Annotated in this window: 18 protein-coding genes; 9 read left to right on the top strand and 9 right to left on the bottom strand. The window is 56.4% G+C overall.

The genetic code is table 11. From position 1 onward, the window contains the following. A partial coding sequence (locus tag ABIQ96_RS00755; RefSeq protein WP_348212615.1) for a hypothetical protein occupies window positions 1-2594 on the top strand: 2594 nt, incomplete at its 5' end. A gap of 18 nt (window positions 2595-2612) precedes the next feature. Then, a complete protein-coding gene (locus tag ABIQ96_RS00750) occupies window positions 2613-3263 on the top strand; it encodes a hypothetical protein (protein ID WP_348212614.1) in 651 nt (216 codons plus the stop codon). Window positions 3264-3423: 160 nt separating this feature from the next. Here ABIQ96_RS00750 and ABIQ96_RS00745 read toward each other — a convergent pair whose 3' ends face one another. The 3 genes from ABIQ96_RS00745 to ABIQ96_RS00735 all read right to left on the bottom strand — a co-directional run bounded on the left by ABIQ96_RS00745 (window position 3424) and on the right by ABIQ96_RS00735 (window position 5171). After that, window positions 3424-4158: a phospholipase D-like domain-containing protein gene (locus tag ABIQ96_RS00745; RefSeq protein WP_348212613.1), complete on the bottom strand. Its 735-nt coding sequence runs from the start codon at window positions 4156-4158 to the stop codon at window positions 3424-3426. Window positions 4159-4350: 192 nt separating this feature from the next. Then, complete coding sequence (locus tag ABIQ96_RS00740) at window positions 4351-4746, bottom strand: tyrosine-type recombinase/integrase (RefSeq protein ID WP_348212616.1); 396 nt, start codon at window positions 4744-4746, stop codon at window positions 4351-4353. A gap of 71 nt (window positions 4747-4817) precedes the next feature. Continuing rightward, a complete protein-coding gene (locus ABIQ96_RS00735) occupies window positions 4818-5171 on the bottom strand; it encodes a four helix bundle protein (RefSeq protein ID WP_348212612.1) in 354 nt (117 codons plus the stop codon). Window positions 5172-5746: 575 nt separating this feature from the next. Between ABIQ96_RS00735 and ABIQ96_RS00730 the strand changes: the two genes are divergently transcribed. Together ABIQ96_RS00730 and ABIQ96_RS00725 are read left to right on the top strand one after the other, a co-directional pair. Beyond that, window positions 5747-6163 carry a hypothetical protein gene (locus ABIQ96_RS00730; RefSeq protein WP_348212611.1) on the top strand — a complete coding sequence of 139 codons (417 nt, stop codon included), beginning with the start codon at window positions 5747-5749 and terminating at the stop codon, window positions 6161-6163. Window positions 6164-6315: 152 nt separating this feature from the next. Beyond that, the gene (locus ABIQ96_RS00725) at window positions 6316-6684 is read left to right on the top strand and encodes a hypothetical protein (RefSeq protein ID WP_348212610.1); all 369 of its coding nucleotides are present in this window, start codon (window positions 6316-6318) and stop codon (window positions 6682-6684) included. A 43-nt stretch (window positions 6685-6727) separates the two neighbouring features. On the opposite strand, the gene ABIQ96_RS00720 is transcribed toward ABIQ96_RS00725, so the two are convergent. Continuing rightward, window positions 6728-7645, bottom strand: a complete 918-nt coding sequence (locus ABIQ96_RS00720) for a reverse transcriptase domain-containing protein (protein WP_348212609.1) — start codon at window positions 7643-7645, stop codon at window positions 6728-6730. Between the two features lie 254 nt (window positions 7646-7899). Next, a complete protein-coding gene (locus tag ABIQ96_RS00715) occupies window positions 7900-8085 on the bottom strand; it encodes a hypothetical protein (protein ID WP_348212608.1) in 186 nt (61 codons plus the stop codon). Window positions 8086-8762: 677 nt separating this feature from the next. Here ABIQ96_RS00715 and ABIQ96_RS00710 point away from each other — a divergent pair. The 3 genes from ABIQ96_RS00710 (at window position 8763) to ABIQ96_RS00700 (ending at window position 10459) form a co-directional block, all read left to right on the top strand. Next, window positions 8763-9116 carry a hypothetical protein gene (locus ABIQ96_RS00710; RefSeq protein WP_348212607.1) on the top strand — a complete coding sequence of 118 codons (354 nt, stop codon included), beginning with the start codon at window positions 8763-8765 and terminating at the stop codon, window positions 9114-9116. Between the two features lie 150 nt (window positions 9117-9266). After that, complete coding sequence (locus ABIQ96_RS00705; protein ID WP_348212606.1) at window positions 9267-9764, top strand: hypothetical protein; 498 nt, start codon at window positions 9267-9269, stop codon at window positions 9762-9764. 326 nt (window positions 9765-10090) lie between these two features. Then, window positions 10091-10459 carry a hypothetical protein gene (locus ABIQ96_RS00700; protein ID WP_348212605.1) on the top strand — a complete coding sequence of 123 codons (369 nt, stop codon included), beginning with the start codon at window positions 10091-10093 and terminating at the stop codon, window positions 10457-10459. 57 nt (window positions 10460-10516) lie between these two features. Here the strand turns inward: ABIQ96_RS00700 and ABIQ96_RS00695 are convergent, their stop codons facing one another. The 4 genes from ABIQ96_RS00695 to ABIQ96_RS00680 all read right to left on the bottom strand — a co-directional run bounded on the left by ABIQ96_RS00695 (window position 10517) and on the right by ABIQ96_RS00680 (window position 13483). Then, entirely contained in the window at window positions 10517-10693 is a 177-nt protein-coding gene (locus tag ABIQ96_RS00695; protein ID WP_348212604.1) for a hypothetical protein, read from the bottom strand. Between the two features lie 133 nt (window positions 10694-10826). Beyond that, window positions 10827-11603 (bottom strand): thiazole synthase, encoded by a 777-nt coding sequence (locus ABIQ96_RS00690; RefSeq protein WP_348212603.1) that lies wholly within the window; start codon window positions 11601-11603, stop codon window positions 10827-10829. A 37-nt stretch (window positions 11604-11640) separates the two neighbouring features. Beyond that, a complete protein-coding gene (locus tag ABIQ96_RS00685) occupies window positions 11641-12246 on the bottom strand; it encodes an HAD family phosphatase (RefSeq protein ID WP_348212602.1) in 606 nt (201 codons plus the stop codon). 106 nt (window positions 12247-12352) lie between these two features. Further along, a complete protein-coding gene (locus ABIQ96_RS00680; protein ID WP_348212601.1) occupies window positions 12353-13483 on the bottom strand; it encodes a hypothetical protein in 1131 nt (376 codons plus the stop codon). A 75-nt stretch (window positions 13484-13558) separates the two neighbouring features. On the opposite strand from ABIQ96_RS00680, the gene ABIQ96_RS00675 reads away from it, so the two are divergent. Then, window positions 13559-14674: a hypothetical protein gene (locus tag ABIQ96_RS00675; RefSeq protein ID WP_348212600.1), complete on the top strand. Its 1116-nt coding sequence runs from the start codon at window positions 13559-13561 to the stop codon at window positions 14672-14674. Between the two features lie 31 nt (window positions 14675-14705). Beyond that, a partial coding sequence (locus ABIQ96_RS00670) for a hypothetical protein (RefSeq protein WP_348212599.1) occupies window positions 14706-15332 on the top strand: 627 nt, incomplete at its 3' end.

The following is a 15332-nucleotide window of genomic DNA, read 5'->3' as shown; positions in this document are numbered from 1 at the left end:
AGGAATACCTCCTCAGCGTTGATGACGACCATGACGGTGTGCCCGACGAATGGGAGAGGCGCGTTGCATATAGCCTTTTCGTGGACTACGGGATTACCGCCCCTCGGAACCCGGCACAGTTCGATGTTAATGCGAACTACGGAGGAATCAACACTTCCGCAGCTCTGGTCTATCAAAACCTTTCGGGGGATTTCGACCTTGCGACCACAGAGATTGTTGCCTCACCCTCCGTCGAGGGCAGCATGAAATCCATCAATCAATACAAGGATGGATTTGTTCAGTTCACGCAACTGCCCCGACCGCCCATCTGGCAGGAAACAGGACCGGTTTTGAATTTTTACAAGACGCAGAATTCGGACCTGAGTTATAACACCGGGCAGGAAACTCCCCATAGCGATTACTTTTTCTTCTGGCAAGAAGAACATGGTCACCGTGCCGACACGGAATCGTATTCTTGGAGTTCAGCACAAGGCTGGACATCGACGACCACTGAGGGAAGCCAAAGCACATTCAGTGAATATTCGGTGTGGGCGCACGATGGCAAACCTTATCCCACTCAAACCTGGTATAAGGCATCCTATGACTCGCTGCTTCTTCAAACGTGCGAATCGGAAAGCTCTGACGACCCGCTTTCGATGACGTATTGGGACAACCAGGTGGTGAACGGTCAGTGGACTACCACGCAACCGACCACTCGGACAGGTCAGGGTACGGAGGATCTTCTCGGAGTGCCCGCCACGCCGCCGAATCCGCCTGTCGGTTACTTGTCAACCGGCAAAGAGAGCGTTACATTCACACTGACGCAGGAATTGTCCGATCCTTACACCACGCAGAACCTGATTGCCGACGCCCAAACCGCGTTGACCGCCGCCACTCCGGCTTCGGAACCAGCTGTATCCTACCGGAACTTGGTCGAGAATGAATCGAAATTCTCGCTTCAAGGAGGCCAATACCGCCTCGGTTGGACCATTCCAAACACCACTCCGGTCTATCCGGGAAACACTCAGGTCAAAGCAATCTTCCTCTGGCAGGAAGTCACCGATCCTGAGACCGCCCCCGCGCCCCCGGCAGGCTCCGGTCGCATGATCGCCTGGAAACACGAAAAGGTGAATGCATCACCCGGCACCCTCGCCCAAACCCCATGGCACGATCTTCCCCCACCCGCGCAAGACGGAACATCCTGGATACGGCCTGTTTCCGCTCGCGGCTCGATCACCTTTCCATGGGCGATTCTCGTCAACAACGACGACGATGACGGAAACGGGCAGGAAGACCGGACGCAGACTTCCCTGACACTTGGGACGGAAAACGATCTGATCGCTGTGAATTTCGAGGCAACCGCTCCGGGAGCGGACGAACAATCCATGATCTATCGTCTTGAAGCGACCGGCGCGGGCAAGGTCCGCCTTTGGGAAGCATTTCCGAACCAACAGCCACAGTTGGTCGCCCTACCTTACAAACTCCAAACCCGCGATTATACCGGAGGTGCCGGGCCACGTCCCACTTACTACATCGAAGCCACCAAAGCAGGCTCGATGAGTCTGAAACTCAACGCAGAAGTCCTTGGCCAGAAACTCGCCCTTGTTGCCACCACCGAGTTCCAGAGCCTTGAAATCTCCATCGACTTCGCCGCCAATATGAAAGGCGTCATCGGAGACATCGTTCCGTCCAACCTTGCGAATAGCAAGGCCGTGCATTTCGTCACGACCAAGAGCGCCACCCCCACCGATGCGGTCATCCTGACGGCCAATGGGATCAGCGGCGACCAAATCACACCGCAACATCCCAGCCAGCTTGTGGAATGGGTGGGTGCGTCTCCTAATGGAACGGTGCCCCGATCCGCCACGGGCAAGTATCCCGTGTCCATCCGCCTCATCGGCACCGGCCAAACGACGGCCGCCACGAATGTCTGGGTGACGTGGGCGGAGAAGCAGCTTTTGGATTCCCCAACGATCACAACAAAAGGTGACTTGAATCCTGCGGAATATCAGATTAAGGGAAAAATCGCATTTACATTCACCTTCGAACCGGCCGGGATGTTCGATCTTAATGCTGATATTCCAGATTTATCTGTGCCGTGGGATACTCAGTCACCCGAAGTGGCAAATCAGTTTCATCCATGGAAAATCACGGAACCTCTCATCGCTGGCGCGGTATGCAGATACGATGTTTCCCGCAAGGTGAGAGTGAAATTCGAAACATCTAATCATCCGGCTCTAGATGGAGAAATGCTCCCTCAAATATTGAGCTTCCCGGCAGGATTGATAGGAAACGATGATTCCGACTGGGCGGCGCAGGTGCCGCCATACGATAAAACCTTTACAACGAGTTCTGGTTATGTTCAGGGAGAAGTAGCGCATTCGAGAGATCAAGACTCTCCGCAATTTGTTCTGCCACATGCCAAAGGAGTGGATGGAGATACGTTCAAAATGCATGCGGACTTCGTGGAGTTCGTCCGGATTGAACTTGGAACGAAAGCCTACATGGCTTCCGACACCTATGAATCGAAGCTCACCTTTGGTTTTAAGAAAGACAATGGCAAATGGACTGATGACTCTTCAACATTTGAACCGGGTCTGTCCAATCATTTTTAAACTTGGAAATACGATCTCATGAAAAAATACTTATGTTTGATCTGCCTTGCTCTGCTTGCCGGCTGCGACAAGCAGGCTGAGAAGCAAGCAAGCGCGCCACCCGCGGTCGAACCCGGTAACAGCACCAAGGACGCCGGATCATCCAGGCGGGATGTCAGCGCCCCGGCGGGGGAGGAGCATTACAATCGTATTCGTGAAGAAAGAGCCCGCCGATTTCTTTCCGAGCCAGGCCCTCCAGGCTACATGGCGATCAGGGACGAGGTCTGGAAGGTGGGCGAAGCCGGGGTGACGGACTACAGTAATGATCCAAATTACATGGAAATGGTGAAGACCAAGGATCTCAATTACCGTATGGAGCATGATCCCAAATACGTATTCGAAGGAAAATTGTCACACGTGATTCAGGATGCGAAAAAAGAATCTCCGGAACTGCGCTTCCGTATCGGATACCTGATCATTCTCAGATACGCCACCCGTCCCAAGGATGGTGTTTCCCTTTGGCAGACTGAATGGAACCATATCGGGCCTTCTCACAGCATCGTTTTTAATGCGGTTAAATTGATGCGCGAGGCATCCGGGGAAGATTTGGAACACCTTGCCGAATTCTCAGATGAGTTTTCTGATTTCGCCGAAAAATGGATGGAAGAGCATCCGTTTCCGAAGGAATAGAAAGCTAGGTGATCTCAACAGTCGAAGACGACAGAAAAAACCTAGAACAGCACAGGAAACGGTCATAATAAAAGCGCTTTTGCGCCATTATTACATTCTGACAAACTACTAAAAGTGGTATAATTGAGCACCCGTTGGTCATAGACCGACGCTACAGCGCTTATTCCCGGTCCAGCGGATCTGGACAAATGGCGCGCAGGCGGCAGCGGCGGCAGAATTCGCCGAGGTAAAGCTCGTCCACCCAAGTGGTGAGCTTTTCGAGGTCGGCTTTTTCATCGGTGATGAAGCCGGCTTCGAAGTTGCGTTTGTCAGGATGCTTCGCACCGAGACCCGCCCCGGTTAGATTGGGCGAGCCGATGAAGGCTTTCCTGCCATCGACGATGACCGCCTTGGTGTGGACACGCGGGCAGAGCACGCGCTCGAAAAGCTCGCTGTGGATCAGGACCGGATGTTTGTCGAAGTCCTTGCGGAAAAGCGGACCGGGTTCCTTGGCGTGGATGAGCCGCACCGCCACCCCGGACTCCACCAACTCCGCGAGCACCTTGAGGAATGGCACCGAGCGCCTGCCGCGGGCGATGTGCATGTCCTTGATGTCCGCCGTGACGATCCACAGGAAGCGCCGTGCTTCCGGAATCAGATCGACGATGACTCTGGAATGGATTTCCTCATTGAGCAGCAATTCACGCACACCGGTGATTGAAGCGCCTTTCCGGCGGCAGGTCGAATGATCCGTGCGGGAAAATGGGCCAAGGACTCGGGCCCCGTGAGGAGAGGGGACCATACTGTCCCCATCTGCGGGAAACGACAACGAGAAGCCGATCTTGAAACGATCAGGAAAGTATTTCAAATGGATTGCTCGCGCGGAGACGCAGGGACGCAGGGTAAGGAACCTCATGATTCTTCAACGGCATTGTTCTCATCTGAAAAACCTCCGCGCCTCGGCGTCTCTGCGCGAGAACAGGAACCCATCATTTTCAAGCCAGCGCAGGTCTATCAAGAAATCATCCATCGACATGCCCGAAATGAAAACGCGGCGGAGGCCCCCCAGGACTCCCGCCGCGAATGGATGGTCAGCAGTCGCCAGGCGTTATGCCGCGCGTTGCACGATCATGTCGCTCCAGTCGGAATAGGCGTCTTCCCCGATGTGGTGACGTCGCATCCACCGGCTTTCCGGATCTACCGACGGCTTGGCCGCCGGGAAAAAATACTGCCACGGCCATTTCTCCCCGCCCTTTGGATGCTTCCGGTTCAGCGCCTTCGGCAACCAAGCTCCCGCCAGGCCGCTTGCCCGGTCATCGTCAAATAGTTCCCTCAGTTTTGCCTTCCTCTCCGTCACCTCCGCACGCAGCGACTCCGGCAGCATCGTCGTCCGGTGCTTGTCACCTTTGGCCTCGCGGACGGTGATGATGCCCCTGTTCTGATCCACATCTTTCACCCGCAGCCGCACCAGTTCCATCAACCGCAATCCGCTGCCATATTGGATCCGCGCAAACGGAAGAAGGGTTCATTGACGAATGATGAATGACGATTTTTGATTTTTGATTTTTTAGAGATTCAGTCATCTCCATCCGCAGTTCTCGTGCTGCTCACGAAAATGGCGATCAATTCGTCGCATTCCGCGATTGTTGCGGATACCACTTGGTCTGCAGCAAGTTGCTTCCGGGAAATGATCTTTAGCCAAATCATTGTCTCCCTCAACTCCTTGAGGGAAATCTTCATTTTGTGGATAAAGTCGCGTCTCGATTCAGCACTCCGCGCTTCTCCGTAGTTCGGAGCAGGCGACGTTCCCGATCTTATCAACTGCCCCGCAATATGATTGCCAGCCTTGGTGACCGGCAAGGTTTCCACCACACCGATAATTGCCACCGCAAAATCAATCAACCGATTCTCAAGCTCTTGCGGTTTCATTTTCTTTCCAAATCAAAAATCAAAAATCCTCAATCGACAATCGTCAATCAAACCCAAGCCGCTCCCCATTGTTCGATCTGCCATCCCTCACGCGGCTTCGCCTGAACCTGCTCCCTCCAAAACCTTGCACAAGCTTCGCGCCCGGGCTGCAACCCGTTTCCCGCGACAAACTTGGTCAACCAGCCCAACAACATCGCGAAGCTCTCCCGTTCCCGAACCCGCACATCGGTCGATGCGTCAAGATCCTTCGACCACGGATACAACCCGGGAGGATTTTGAACATGCTGTTCATTTGAAGTCTAGAAAAATCATGCTCCTTCGCTCGTCGCTAAAGCACGGACCCATAAAAGTAACGGATCACCTAACCAATCATATCCAATTACCTCAACATTCCGGGTATTCAGGAGTTGCGAATCGATCCGGGTCTCCCAGAAGACCCGGACCCATTGCTGGAAAGGATTGACATCCAGCAGGTTCCCAACTTCGATCTAACCCAATCAGACCTCCCTCCGAAACTCAATTCTTGATATGCCGGAGCATGATCTATACTGTTGGGCAAGAATAAGAATCACGCGATGGCACCCAGACTATTCTATCTCCTCATCTCGTTTGCCGCCTTAGGAGCGTGTTCCTCATCGTCGACGATTTCCGCTCCGTCGACCGACGAGCTCGGGCACGAGGTCGCCAGCGGTAACCCTCTTCGAGACTGGATTGCGTCCGATCTGAAGGGCTTCCGTTCGAGCGCGGCACCTAAAGATAAGGTTCTCGCGAGCTTGGGCGGTAAGGCTACCAAGGTCCAAGATGTTGCCTACCTCAACAAGCTTCCCCATTCCGAGTATTCGACTCTCAGCATCCCGCAGGAGACAATCGATGAGTGGGGCCGACTTTACACTCAGAGTAGCGAGACTTACTACGTCATGGCGGAAGGTGGTAACGACATCCTTCTGTTCTTCAACAAGAATGGCCAGCTTACCGAATACGTTCACATGTAATCCCGCTTCCACTCCCAACAAATTCAAGAAGCCCAACAAGGCATGACGCACCAACCGGCCATAAGCTTTTCAAATTCATTTCATTTTCCTTTCAATCGCGCCGGTGGGCGCACATCAAACGTTCGGCAGAAAATTTCAGAAACCATTGTCCCATGACCGACTCCCAATTGTTACTCGCAGGACCTGCGTTTGCCCTTCTTGCCTTATTTCTCTTCTCGATACCCTGTTTTCGGCCCAGAGCATTTACACGCGGAATTGGTGGACTTGCCGCGTGCATGCTATTTCCCATGGTTATCGGCTATGCATTTAATTCGTTCGGACTGATCTCTCTTGCATTCTTCCTCAAGCCAATCGCAGCAATGGCAAGCGCTACCTTGTTCTTAGGTTATGTCGTCATGTGGCGCAGCAAGCATCTACCACTTATTACATCACTTCCATCATTGGTTTTGCTTTGTGGATCAGTTGCGGACATGCTTGCGATCTCTAGGCTAGCCAACGGATGGGGCGGCGCGAGCTGCTAATGACCAAAGAAAACCAATCGCCGAATCGGGTCCCCGGGAGTGATTAGCTCCCGGGTCCCACACCACCCTGCGTACGGCTTTGACTCCGTGCCTCCGTCCATGCGGGATGGCTTCGCGAGTTTTTCCGAGCTGCTATCGCAGCCATGGCATTGTACAGGGCGGTTCCGATCAGACTCGGGCCTTCGGCCCGAAGTGCAGAACTTTCCAGACGGCTTCCATGTCCGTTGTGCCCTCGGTTGCGGCTGGTGATCTCTTTGATCCGCTCCTTGAAGCGGTGACGCGCCTTGTCCATCCACGCCAGCTTGGCCCTGTTGTTGAGCTGATAGCTCAGGAACCTACAGGACTTCAGCGGGGCAGCGCGGCTTTTGGCGCGGTTGACTACCAGTTGCAGCTGTCCTTCGCAGTAACGAATCAACGATGCCATCACCCGTTTCGCCGCGTTCGCACTTTTCACCATCACGATGAAGTCGTCGGCATATCTCGCAAACTTGTGTCCACGGGATTCCAATTCCTTATCGAGCGGATCGAGCGCGATGTTGGCTAACAGCGGTGACAGCGGACCTCCCTGCGGCACTCCTTGAGGCGTGGCCTCGCGGGTGCCATCGGGCAGCTCCACGCCCGCCGTTAGGAAACGCTGGATCAGGCCGAGTGTCTTGCGACAGCGGACCTTTTCGCGCAGCGCTCCCATCAGGCGGTCATGGTTGACCGTGTCGAAGAACGATTTAAGGTCGCATTCCACGGCGTGGCGACGACCTTCCTTCCAGCTTTCCTCCATCACGGCCACCGCTTGATGAGCGGAACGACCGGGGCGGTATCCATGGCTGTGTTCACTGAAACCTACTTCGAAAAGCGGTCCCAGCGCTTGTGCGACGGCCTGCTGGATCACGCGATCCAGCACCGTCGGGATTCCTAACGGGCGTTTCGACCCGTCGGGCTTCGGACTGCCCTGCGCGGAGCGCATTCATTTCCTTGCGAAGCGTTTTCGCAGATCGTCCAGGGGAGGATAATCCACGCCCGTTTGACGGGCGCGGGCCGGTATTTTCCTTCTCTGATCGCAATGGCTATCCTCGGCCAGTGCTCCTGCTTGAAAGCAGGAAAGTCCTCGACGGTCATGCCGTCGATCCCCGGAGCACCTTTATTCCCCTTCACGCGTTTCCACGCTTGGGAGAGGTTTTGACTCCGCTGCGCTCCGTCCGTGCGGGATGGCTTCGCATTTTAAAGCATGCCGCTACCGCGGCCCTTCGGGCACTCCAGTTCAAGGATTTCCTCGATCATGGTTCGTTCCTGAGGGGCTCCATGCTTCCCTCCGTCACGGCTCTCAAGCGCACCTCGCCGTCTGGCGTTGTCGGTTGGCTTGTCCGTGGCGGGGTCGATCCCCTCCTCATTGGTTCGGTCCTTCATCGGTCGAACGCGCTTGGCGGCTTGCCGCCATCATTCACCCATTTTCCGGAGGAGGAAAATGCAGACTGGCTTGGCCGGAGAGGAACGCAGGCAATCCTCCGGTATCGTTGTTTGAACGGGCACCCTTGCCCCCGGCTCGTTTTCCCGACTACTATGACCTCTGCTGACTTCTCACGGGCTGACGCCCGTGAGATTTGAGGGCTTGTTGGAGAAGATGGTCAGGCCCTCCATGTCCGCTTCGCTCCCATTCCCCAGGTAATTGCACGTTGCTCCACCGCACTGCCGCCGGATTTACCTCCACGGGCATACCAGACGTCTTCTCCCACCTACAGTTGTGCTGAAGCGATGCTTCCGGATCTGTGACATGCGGCTATCGCCGCAGCGAAGTGTGCCCCCTCGACGCGCCGTGTCGGCCTTCTATCCGGTTCTTGTCCATCAGCTCGCGGATTTCTCCTAGCCTTCCTTCCCCGGACAGGTCACCCTGCTCCGAGTTGGCTTCAGATGGTAGTTTCTTCATTTTCATGTTTGGTATTCCTACAAGGGACTTGAACCCCATTTACAACGTGCCCATGCTGGGCACACACAAGACGCTCCATCCAACGGCGGGTAACGATCCTGTTTGAATTCGGGCTTCCATCCCCGCCGTGGATGAGCTATACGTTCGGTAGAGATTTAAGATGCCCTTCCACGAATCATTTCCCGATCTGATTTCCGGTCGTGGATTCGACAGCTATCAGTCCGGCCTTGTTGCTAGATTCAAGGCTCACCGTATCGACTACTCTGTGACATACGGGGCGCCCTCGCCGAAGTCAGCGATGTGGCTGGATTTCGAGACCGATGATGCGATTGGCCGCGTCACACTTTGGGAGTCCGGCGAATGCGATATGGAGGTGTTGGATGCGACGACCGGCGGAGATCTTCTCCGGGAGCATTACGAGTTCAAGACAACCGAGGAGTTTTTTGCCACCTACCCGAAAGTCCCGCTGCTTCTGAGAAAGATGCGTGGTGACATCCTGCCGCTCAAAGAATAAACCCAAAGCGAACAAGGCGAGGCTGGACAACCCTCACTAGCCGCCCTGTTCTCAACCTCATCCGTAACATGATCCTCAACCCCGCGTTCAACGCTCGCCCCCGCTAATGGGGTTGCCAGCTCTTTGACGTTCGGCAGCAAATTTAAGACCATGCAACGCAGTTATTGGCACACGCTTTCCCTTCTTGTGATGTTCATAATATCATGCACCCATCAGGCCTCGACTCAGTCGCTCGGAATTCAACATGGGAATGAAGTGGCAGCCTCGACCAAATCACTGGATCAATTTTGGGGGGATTTCCAGATGGCCCTGAAGAGGAATGACATTTCTGAGATCTCAAGGATGGCGAGATTCCCACTTGATGTGGATCTGGCGAGCATCGAAGAGTTTGAGGGCATCGAGCATCAAGATGGCTTTGTACGGCACTATAAGACCCTCTTTCCCGAGCCTGCGATCCGCACGTTGTTGAAGGATACGCCCCAGCCAAGCAACGGAGATCACGAACTTGATGGGAATGCTGTGGAGAGCTGGAGCATTTGCCACAATGAACCCAACAAGATCTCCGAATTTGAGTGGAGCATCATCTACTGCTTTTCAAGGTCTACCGACGGCGATATCAGATTGACCGCGATTCACTTTGCCGGATGACCTCCCGCAGAACGAAGGAAGCCGAACGAGACGCGGCATCCGACGGGCCATAAGCTTTCCAATTTCTTTTCACCCGCTTCCTCAACTGTGCCCGCGGGTGCGCTACAGACGTTCGGCAGAAAATGATAGAGCCTCCACACGGACAGCAACGCGAAGAGTGGCAAATCCTAGACGGGATTCTGTTCGACGATCTCCTATTGGCAAGACAACATCTAGACTCAGAAGACTCACAGTTTTGGAGGCGCACTTACTGCCGATGCTTGCTGACGTTATTTGAGGGTATAGTCCAGAGTCTGAAGGTTAACACGCTCGATTTCTACGATGGGATGCTGAGCGAGAAGGAGAAGAAAACTTTGGCTGGGCGTCAGGGAGCGCTTGAAGGTGCATTCAATGGATTGGATCTTTTTATGGACGTTGGCGGTGCCTCGACATTGTTCAAGGTGGGCACTCATGAATGGCTTGTGCTGAAGAATGCGATTGGCATTCGAAACCGGATTACTCATCCAAGCAACTCGAGTGACCTCAACATTTCTAATTCGGACCTACTTCATTTGAGATCTACTGAGGTGGTAATCTTGGAACTGTTTGCCAGCAGTCTTGAGGGAGCTGGTCAGGCACTTTTGAGATCAGCTTCGTCCATACAAGAGCAACAAGCTAGCAACGATAAGCCGAATCGTGTCCCGGGGAGTAATTAACTCCCGGTCCCACACCACCCTGCGTATGGCTTTGACTCCGTGCCTCCGTCCAAGCGATTAGGCTGCGCTCGTTTTCAATGCCGCGATCGCGGCTACGGCGTTCATGTCCGGAACTCCTTGTTCCTCAAGCCAACGGTTTTTCAGCGCGTATCGCACAATTTCATTCTGGCTCATCCGCCAGTAGCCTTTGCGGCTCCGCGAGGCGATGTGCATCTTGCTTGGGATTGACGCCAAGCGCTGGCAGATGAGGGATTTATTCCATGAACCACGTCGGGCCGCTGGCCGGGGAATTCATGATGAGAGGCCGCTCTCTGCCGGGCGTTCCTGGATCAGGAAAATCCGGCTGAGACAGCCGGAACACGTTTTCCTAACTTAGGAACCCCGTCAGCGGGCTGGTGGCGTGGGCTTGGTCGCTGGGCTCGGGGAGGCCGAGTTCGTAGGCGGTGCGGCCGGCTTCGACGGCTTGCTTGAAGGCGATGGCCATTTTTTCCGGATCACTGGCGATGGCGATGGCGGTGTTGACGAGCACGGCATCGGCTCCGAGTTCCATGGCTTCGGCGGCGTGGCTGGGCGCACCGAGTCCGGCATCGACGATGACAGGGACGATGGCCTGCTCGATGATGATGCGGATCTGGTCACGGGTGACGACGCCGCGGTTCGAGCCGATGGGCGCGCCGAGCGGCATGACGGTGGCGGTGCCGGCTTCCTGGAGGCGTTTTGCCAGGACGGGATCAGCGTTGATGTAAGGGAGGACGGTGAAGCCTTCCTTGACGAGAATTTCAGCGGCCTTGAGGGTTTCGATGGGATCGGGAAGAAGGTAGGTGGGGTCCGGGTGGATTTCGAGTTTCACCCATTTCGGCAGGCCGGCGGCATAGGCAAGGCGGGCGAGGCGGACTGCTTCCTCGGCGTTCATCGCTCCGCTGGTGTTGGGGAGGAGCAGGTATTTTTCGCAATCGATGAATTCAAGGATGTTCGCATACGGATCCTTTTTCCCGGTAAGATCGGCGCGGCGGAGGGCGACGGTGACGATCTGCGTGCCGCTGGCGGCGAGGGCGCCGCGCATGGATTCGTTGGACGGAAATTTCCCGGTGCCGAGGAAGAGGCGGGAGCTGAATTCGCGACCGGCGATGGTGAGGGTGAACATTAAGAAAGTTGATAGTTTGAAGTTGATAGTTGATGGTTCAGAGTTTGGACTCTGATAGCTCGGTGGAGAGCCAGGATTCGAAGGCGGCGTGGTCTTTGAGGTCGTATTGCCAGGTGCGGAAGCCGAGCTCGCGGCCGGTGGCGATGTTTTGCGGGAGATCGTCGATGTAGAGGGTGTTGGCGGGATCGAGCGAGTGGGTATCGATGGCGTATTGATAGATCTCCGGATACGGTTTGATGGAGCCGGTGAGGAAGGAGATCACGCCGTCGTCGAAGAGCGAGAACTGCGGGAACTCCTCGAAGATCCACGGGTAGTGGATGCCGTTGATGTTGGAAAAAAGGATGAGGCGGTGGCCGTCGGCGGAGAGCTTGCGGACGCATTCCCACATTGGCTCGTTAGGGGTGAAGATCTGCTGCCAGGCGTGGTGGAACTCGGCGGGCGTGGCGTCGCTGCCGAGGACATCGAGCGCCCAGGTGACGTAGCTTTCCACGTCGATCCTGCCGGTTTCGAACTCGTCCTTGCGCTCCAACAGCCGGGTGAGCCGGGCGGTGACGTCCGGTGTGCCGGGCGGGAGGAGGCGGGTGAGCGAGGATTCGAAATCAAAATCGAGAAGCACGCGGCCGATGTCGAAGAGGAAGGTCATGGGAGAAAGTTGATGGTTGAGAGTTGATGGTTGATGGTTGAGAGTTGATGGTTGAGAGTTGATGGTTGATGGTTGATGGTTGATGGTTGATGGAAAGAAGAAGATTTTAACCCACCATCTTCGATCCCCGATTCGCGATCTCTTCAAGAATGAACCGGGCTGCGGCGATGGCGCCGGCGTTGCGGCCGTGGCGGATGAGGGCGTTTTTCATGGTGCGCCAGCCGGCAGCGTGGTCGGCGAGGAGATCGGTGACGGCGGCGGCGAGCGCGGGGCCGGTTTCAGCGAGGTGGCCGGCACCGATGGCTTCGAGCAGGCGGAGATTTCCCTCCTCCTGGCCGGGAACGAGATGGTGGATGAGCATCGGGCAGCGGGCGGCGATGGCTTCGTGGGAGGTGGCTCCCCCGGCCTTGCCGACGACGAGGTGGTGGCGGTTGAGGAGTTGGGGCACCTTGCGGGTCCAGCCGATGAGGCGGACGCGGCTCGGGTGGGATTTCTTGATTTCCCGGGCGTCGCGGTAGAGCAGGCGGAGGTTGCGGCCCATTACGATGGTGAGGGTAACGGCGGGCGAGGCGTCGAGCAGGGCGCGGCAGTGGGTTTGGAGGAGTTTCCGCTTGGCGGTGGGGAAATAGAGGATGCGGAAGGGATTGCAGGCGTCGGACGGCTCGATGGGGCTGAGTTTCGAAAACGAGGGATTCACCGGGAAGCCGGTATCGATGATTTTTTCCGGAGGCAGACCGCTGCGGATCATGCCCTCACGAGTGGCGGGATCGGTGACGAGCCAGAAATCGGTGGGCAAGCGGAGCCACGAGGCGTTGATCTCGATGGAGTCGGTGATGATGGTGAAAACAGGCAGTTTTTTCCCGGTTTTCTCGAAGATGCGCGGCAGGAAATACGGGTAAAGCGGGAAGGTGCTGACGATCACGTCCGGCTGAAAATCCCCGATGAGGGTGGTGAGCGCCTTTTCCGGAGCGCCCATGATCGGGGAGCGCTTGCGGCTGAAATCACAACGGTCGGTGGAGCGGTAGATGGCCGCCCAGAGCCGGGGGAAATGGGTGATGCAGTAGCGGTAGGCCGCGGCGACGAGCTCAGTGACACGGGGCGAACCGAGCATGCAGGGGTCGCTCACCTGGGTGACCACGCCGATGGCATCGAGGGCCAGCGCCAGATTCCTGGCAGCACTGTTGTGCCCCTCGCCGAAAGCGGCGGTGATGATAAGGATGCGCGGAGAGACGGGCATGGCGGTGACGGGCAGAGATTTAGAGTGAGAGTAGCGTTGCGTCGATGGGCTTTTACGCTTTTCATTCTACCGCAAATGGCACGCGAGGAAAAACGATTCGAGCTACGGCCGGTGGACGAGGAGGCGGATGTGCGCCCTCCCGTCGTCATCCGGCTGGAGAGCGAGGAAACCTTGCAACGTGCAAAGCCAGCGAGACTTGGCGTGCCACCGGTGGAAAACAAGCTGCCCCAGCGGCTGGACCTGCCCTCGCGCGATCAGGTCGAAATGCGCACCCACCAGCCCGGCATCGAGGCGCTGATCGAGACCGACGCCGGAAATCCGGATTTACTTGAGGCAAACTGGGGTGCGCAATCCTCCCACCACCGCTCGATTCCGTGGGGCTGGTTCGTGCTCATCGGCCTGCTGCTCGCCGGCGGCGTGGTCTGGTCGCTCTCCCGCGTGAACGAGTCGGACGACAAGGCCCACGAAATCCGCATCGCCGCGGAAAACGTGTTGATCGACGATGAAAAGGAGGACCGCGAGGCCGCCAAGCTCATCGATACCATTCACGATACGACCCGGAAATTTTTCGACGCGACCACCATCGACTCGCTCCTGAAATTCGTCCGCCAGCCGGATCGGGTGCGCCCGTTGATGGAACGCTACTTCGCGGACAAACCCGTCGCGTCGCACCATCTCCGTGAGTTCCGGATGCTCCAGCCGCTCACCTTGGAAAACCATGGGAACTACTGGATGGCCACCGTGGAGCTCGACAACCGGGACAGAAGCAATCTTCTTCTCGAAATCATGCCGTCCGGCGAAGCCCTCGTCGATTGGGAGACGCTGGTCTGCTATCAGCCGATGAAGTGGGATGACTTCGCCACGAAAAAACCCCGGGGCGCTTCCATGAACTTCCGCGTTTACGTCGAGCAGGATAATTTCTTCAGCCACGAGTTCGCCGATTCCGACCGCTGGAACTGCTTCCGGCTGACCGCGCTGGACAGCGACGAAACGCTCTTCGGTTACGTCCATTCCGACAGCCCGCTCTCGCAGGAACTCATCGAGCAACTCCAGCGCAACAACGGCCACAAGGCATCGATGATCCTCCGTCTGGTCATCCCCGAGGGCATCCAGTCCCACAGCGGCGTCATTATTGAAAAGCTCATGAGCCCCCGCTGGCTCTACATGAATCCGCCCGAATCCGGTTCCTGATTCCCTCCGCCTTCCCCTGTTCCCGCCTACCGTGATTCAAAAACAACCGCGCACACTGCTCGCCCGATTTTCCGCCGTCCTCACCGGTGCTTCGATTTTCCTCGCGATCCAATACGGCCTCGCCCTCTGGCATCTCGCGACCTCCTCGGGCGGCATGGAAAACAAGTTCAGCGCCCTCGCCCGTGACCAATACATGGGCTTCCTGGTTTCCCAAAACCTCCAGATGCTGCTCGCCTACGTGGTGCTCGCGCTGGCCGCCACCGTGATCATCCAGCCCTTCGCCGACTCGTGGACCCGCTATTCCGTCCACCGGAAAAACACCGCCGTCATCGTCCGCGGGTTTCTCCTAACTGCGCTGATCCACGGCTATTTCACCCTCCGGCTGGTGGAAACACGTCCTTATTTCCTGAGCGAGGGCCAATACGGGCAATGGTACTACAAGGCGCTCGATTTCATTCCACTGGTCATCAAGCCAGCCACGCTTTTCACGCTTTTCACGCTGCTGCCGGTCGCCGTTCTCCTGATCGCCCTCGTCTGGCAGATCCGCACCCACGGCCGCAGGGGTTGGGCCGTGGCGGCGGTCGTTTCCACTATCATCGTCTCATGTCTGGGCATCAATCTATCAAGCGCTCCGCCGAAGCCTGTCGGATCCGTGGCC

Origin of the sequence: Luteolibacter sp., from assembly GCF_039920825.1 — a bacterium.
Lineage (GTDB): Bacteria > Verrucomicrobiota > Verrucomicrobiia > Verrucomicrobiales > Akkermansiaceae > Luteolibacter.
Note: the sequence above shows the minus strand (reverse complement) of the source record. Positions and strands in the feature narration are given on the sequence as shown.

What these genes read in the sequence shown, in the direction of transcription:
- ABIQ96_RS00750 (WP_348212614.1), top strand. Translation starts at nt 2,613, where the DNA reads ATGAAAAAATACTTATGTTTGATCTGCCTTGCTCTGCTTGCCGGCTGC.
- ABIQ96_RS00745 (WP_348212613.1), bottom strand. Translation starts at nt 4,158, where the DNA reads ATGAGGTTCCTTACCCTGCGTCCCTGCGTCTCCGCGCGAGCAATCCAT.
- ABIQ96_RS00735 (WP_348212612.1), bottom strand. Translation starts at nt 5,171, where the DNA reads ATGAAACCGCAAGAGCTTGAGAATCGGTTGATTGATTTTGCGGTGGCA.
- ABIQ96_RS00730 (WP_348212611.1), top strand. Translation starts at nt 5,747, where the DNA reads ATGGCACCCAGACTATTCTATCTCCTCATCTCGTTTGCCGCCTTAGGA.
- ABIQ96_RS00725 (WP_348212610.1), top strand. Translation starts at nt 6,316, where the DNA reads ATGACCGACTCCCAATTGTTACTCGCAGGACCTGCGTTTGCCCTTCTT.
- ABIQ96_RS00720 (WP_348212609.1), bottom strand. Translation starts at nt 7,645, where the DNA reads ATGCGCTCCGCGCAGGGCAGTCCGAAGCCCGACGGGTCGAAACGCCCG.
- ABIQ96_RS00715 (WP_348212608.1), bottom strand. Translation starts at nt 8,085, where the DNA reads ATGAAGGACCGAACCAATGAGGAGGGGATCGACCCCGCCACGGACAAG.
- ABIQ96_RS00710 (WP_348212607.1), top strand. Translation starts at nt 8,763, where the DNA reads ATGCCCTTCCACGAATCATTTCCCGATCTGATTTCCGGTCGTGGATTC.
- ABIQ96_RS00705 (WP_348212606.1), top strand. Translation starts at nt 9,267, where the DNA reads ATGCAACGCAGTTATTGGCACACGCTTTCCCTTCTTGTGATGTTCATA.
- ABIQ96_RS00700 (WP_348212605.1), top strand. Translation starts at nt 10,091, where the DNA reads ATGCTGAGCGAGAAGGAGAAGAAAACTTTGGCTGGGCGTCAGGGAGCG.
- ABIQ96_RS00690 (WP_348212603.1), bottom strand. Translation starts at nt 11,603, where the DNA reads ATGTTCACCCTCACCATCGCCGGTCGCGAATTCAGCTCCCGCCTCTTC.
- ABIQ96_RS00685 (WP_348212602.1), bottom strand. Translation starts at nt 12,246, where the DNA reads ATGACCTTCCTCTTCGACATCGGCCGCGTGCTTCTCGATTTTGATTTC.
- ABIQ96_RS00680 (WP_348212601.1), bottom strand. Translation starts at nt 13,483, where the DNA reads ATGCCCGTCTCTCCGCGCATCCTTATCATCACCGCCGCTTTCGGCGAG.
- ABIQ96_RS00675 (WP_348212600.1), top strand. Translation starts at nt 13,559, where the DNA reads ATGGCACGCGAGGAAAAACGATTCGAGCTACGGCCGGTGGACGAGGAG.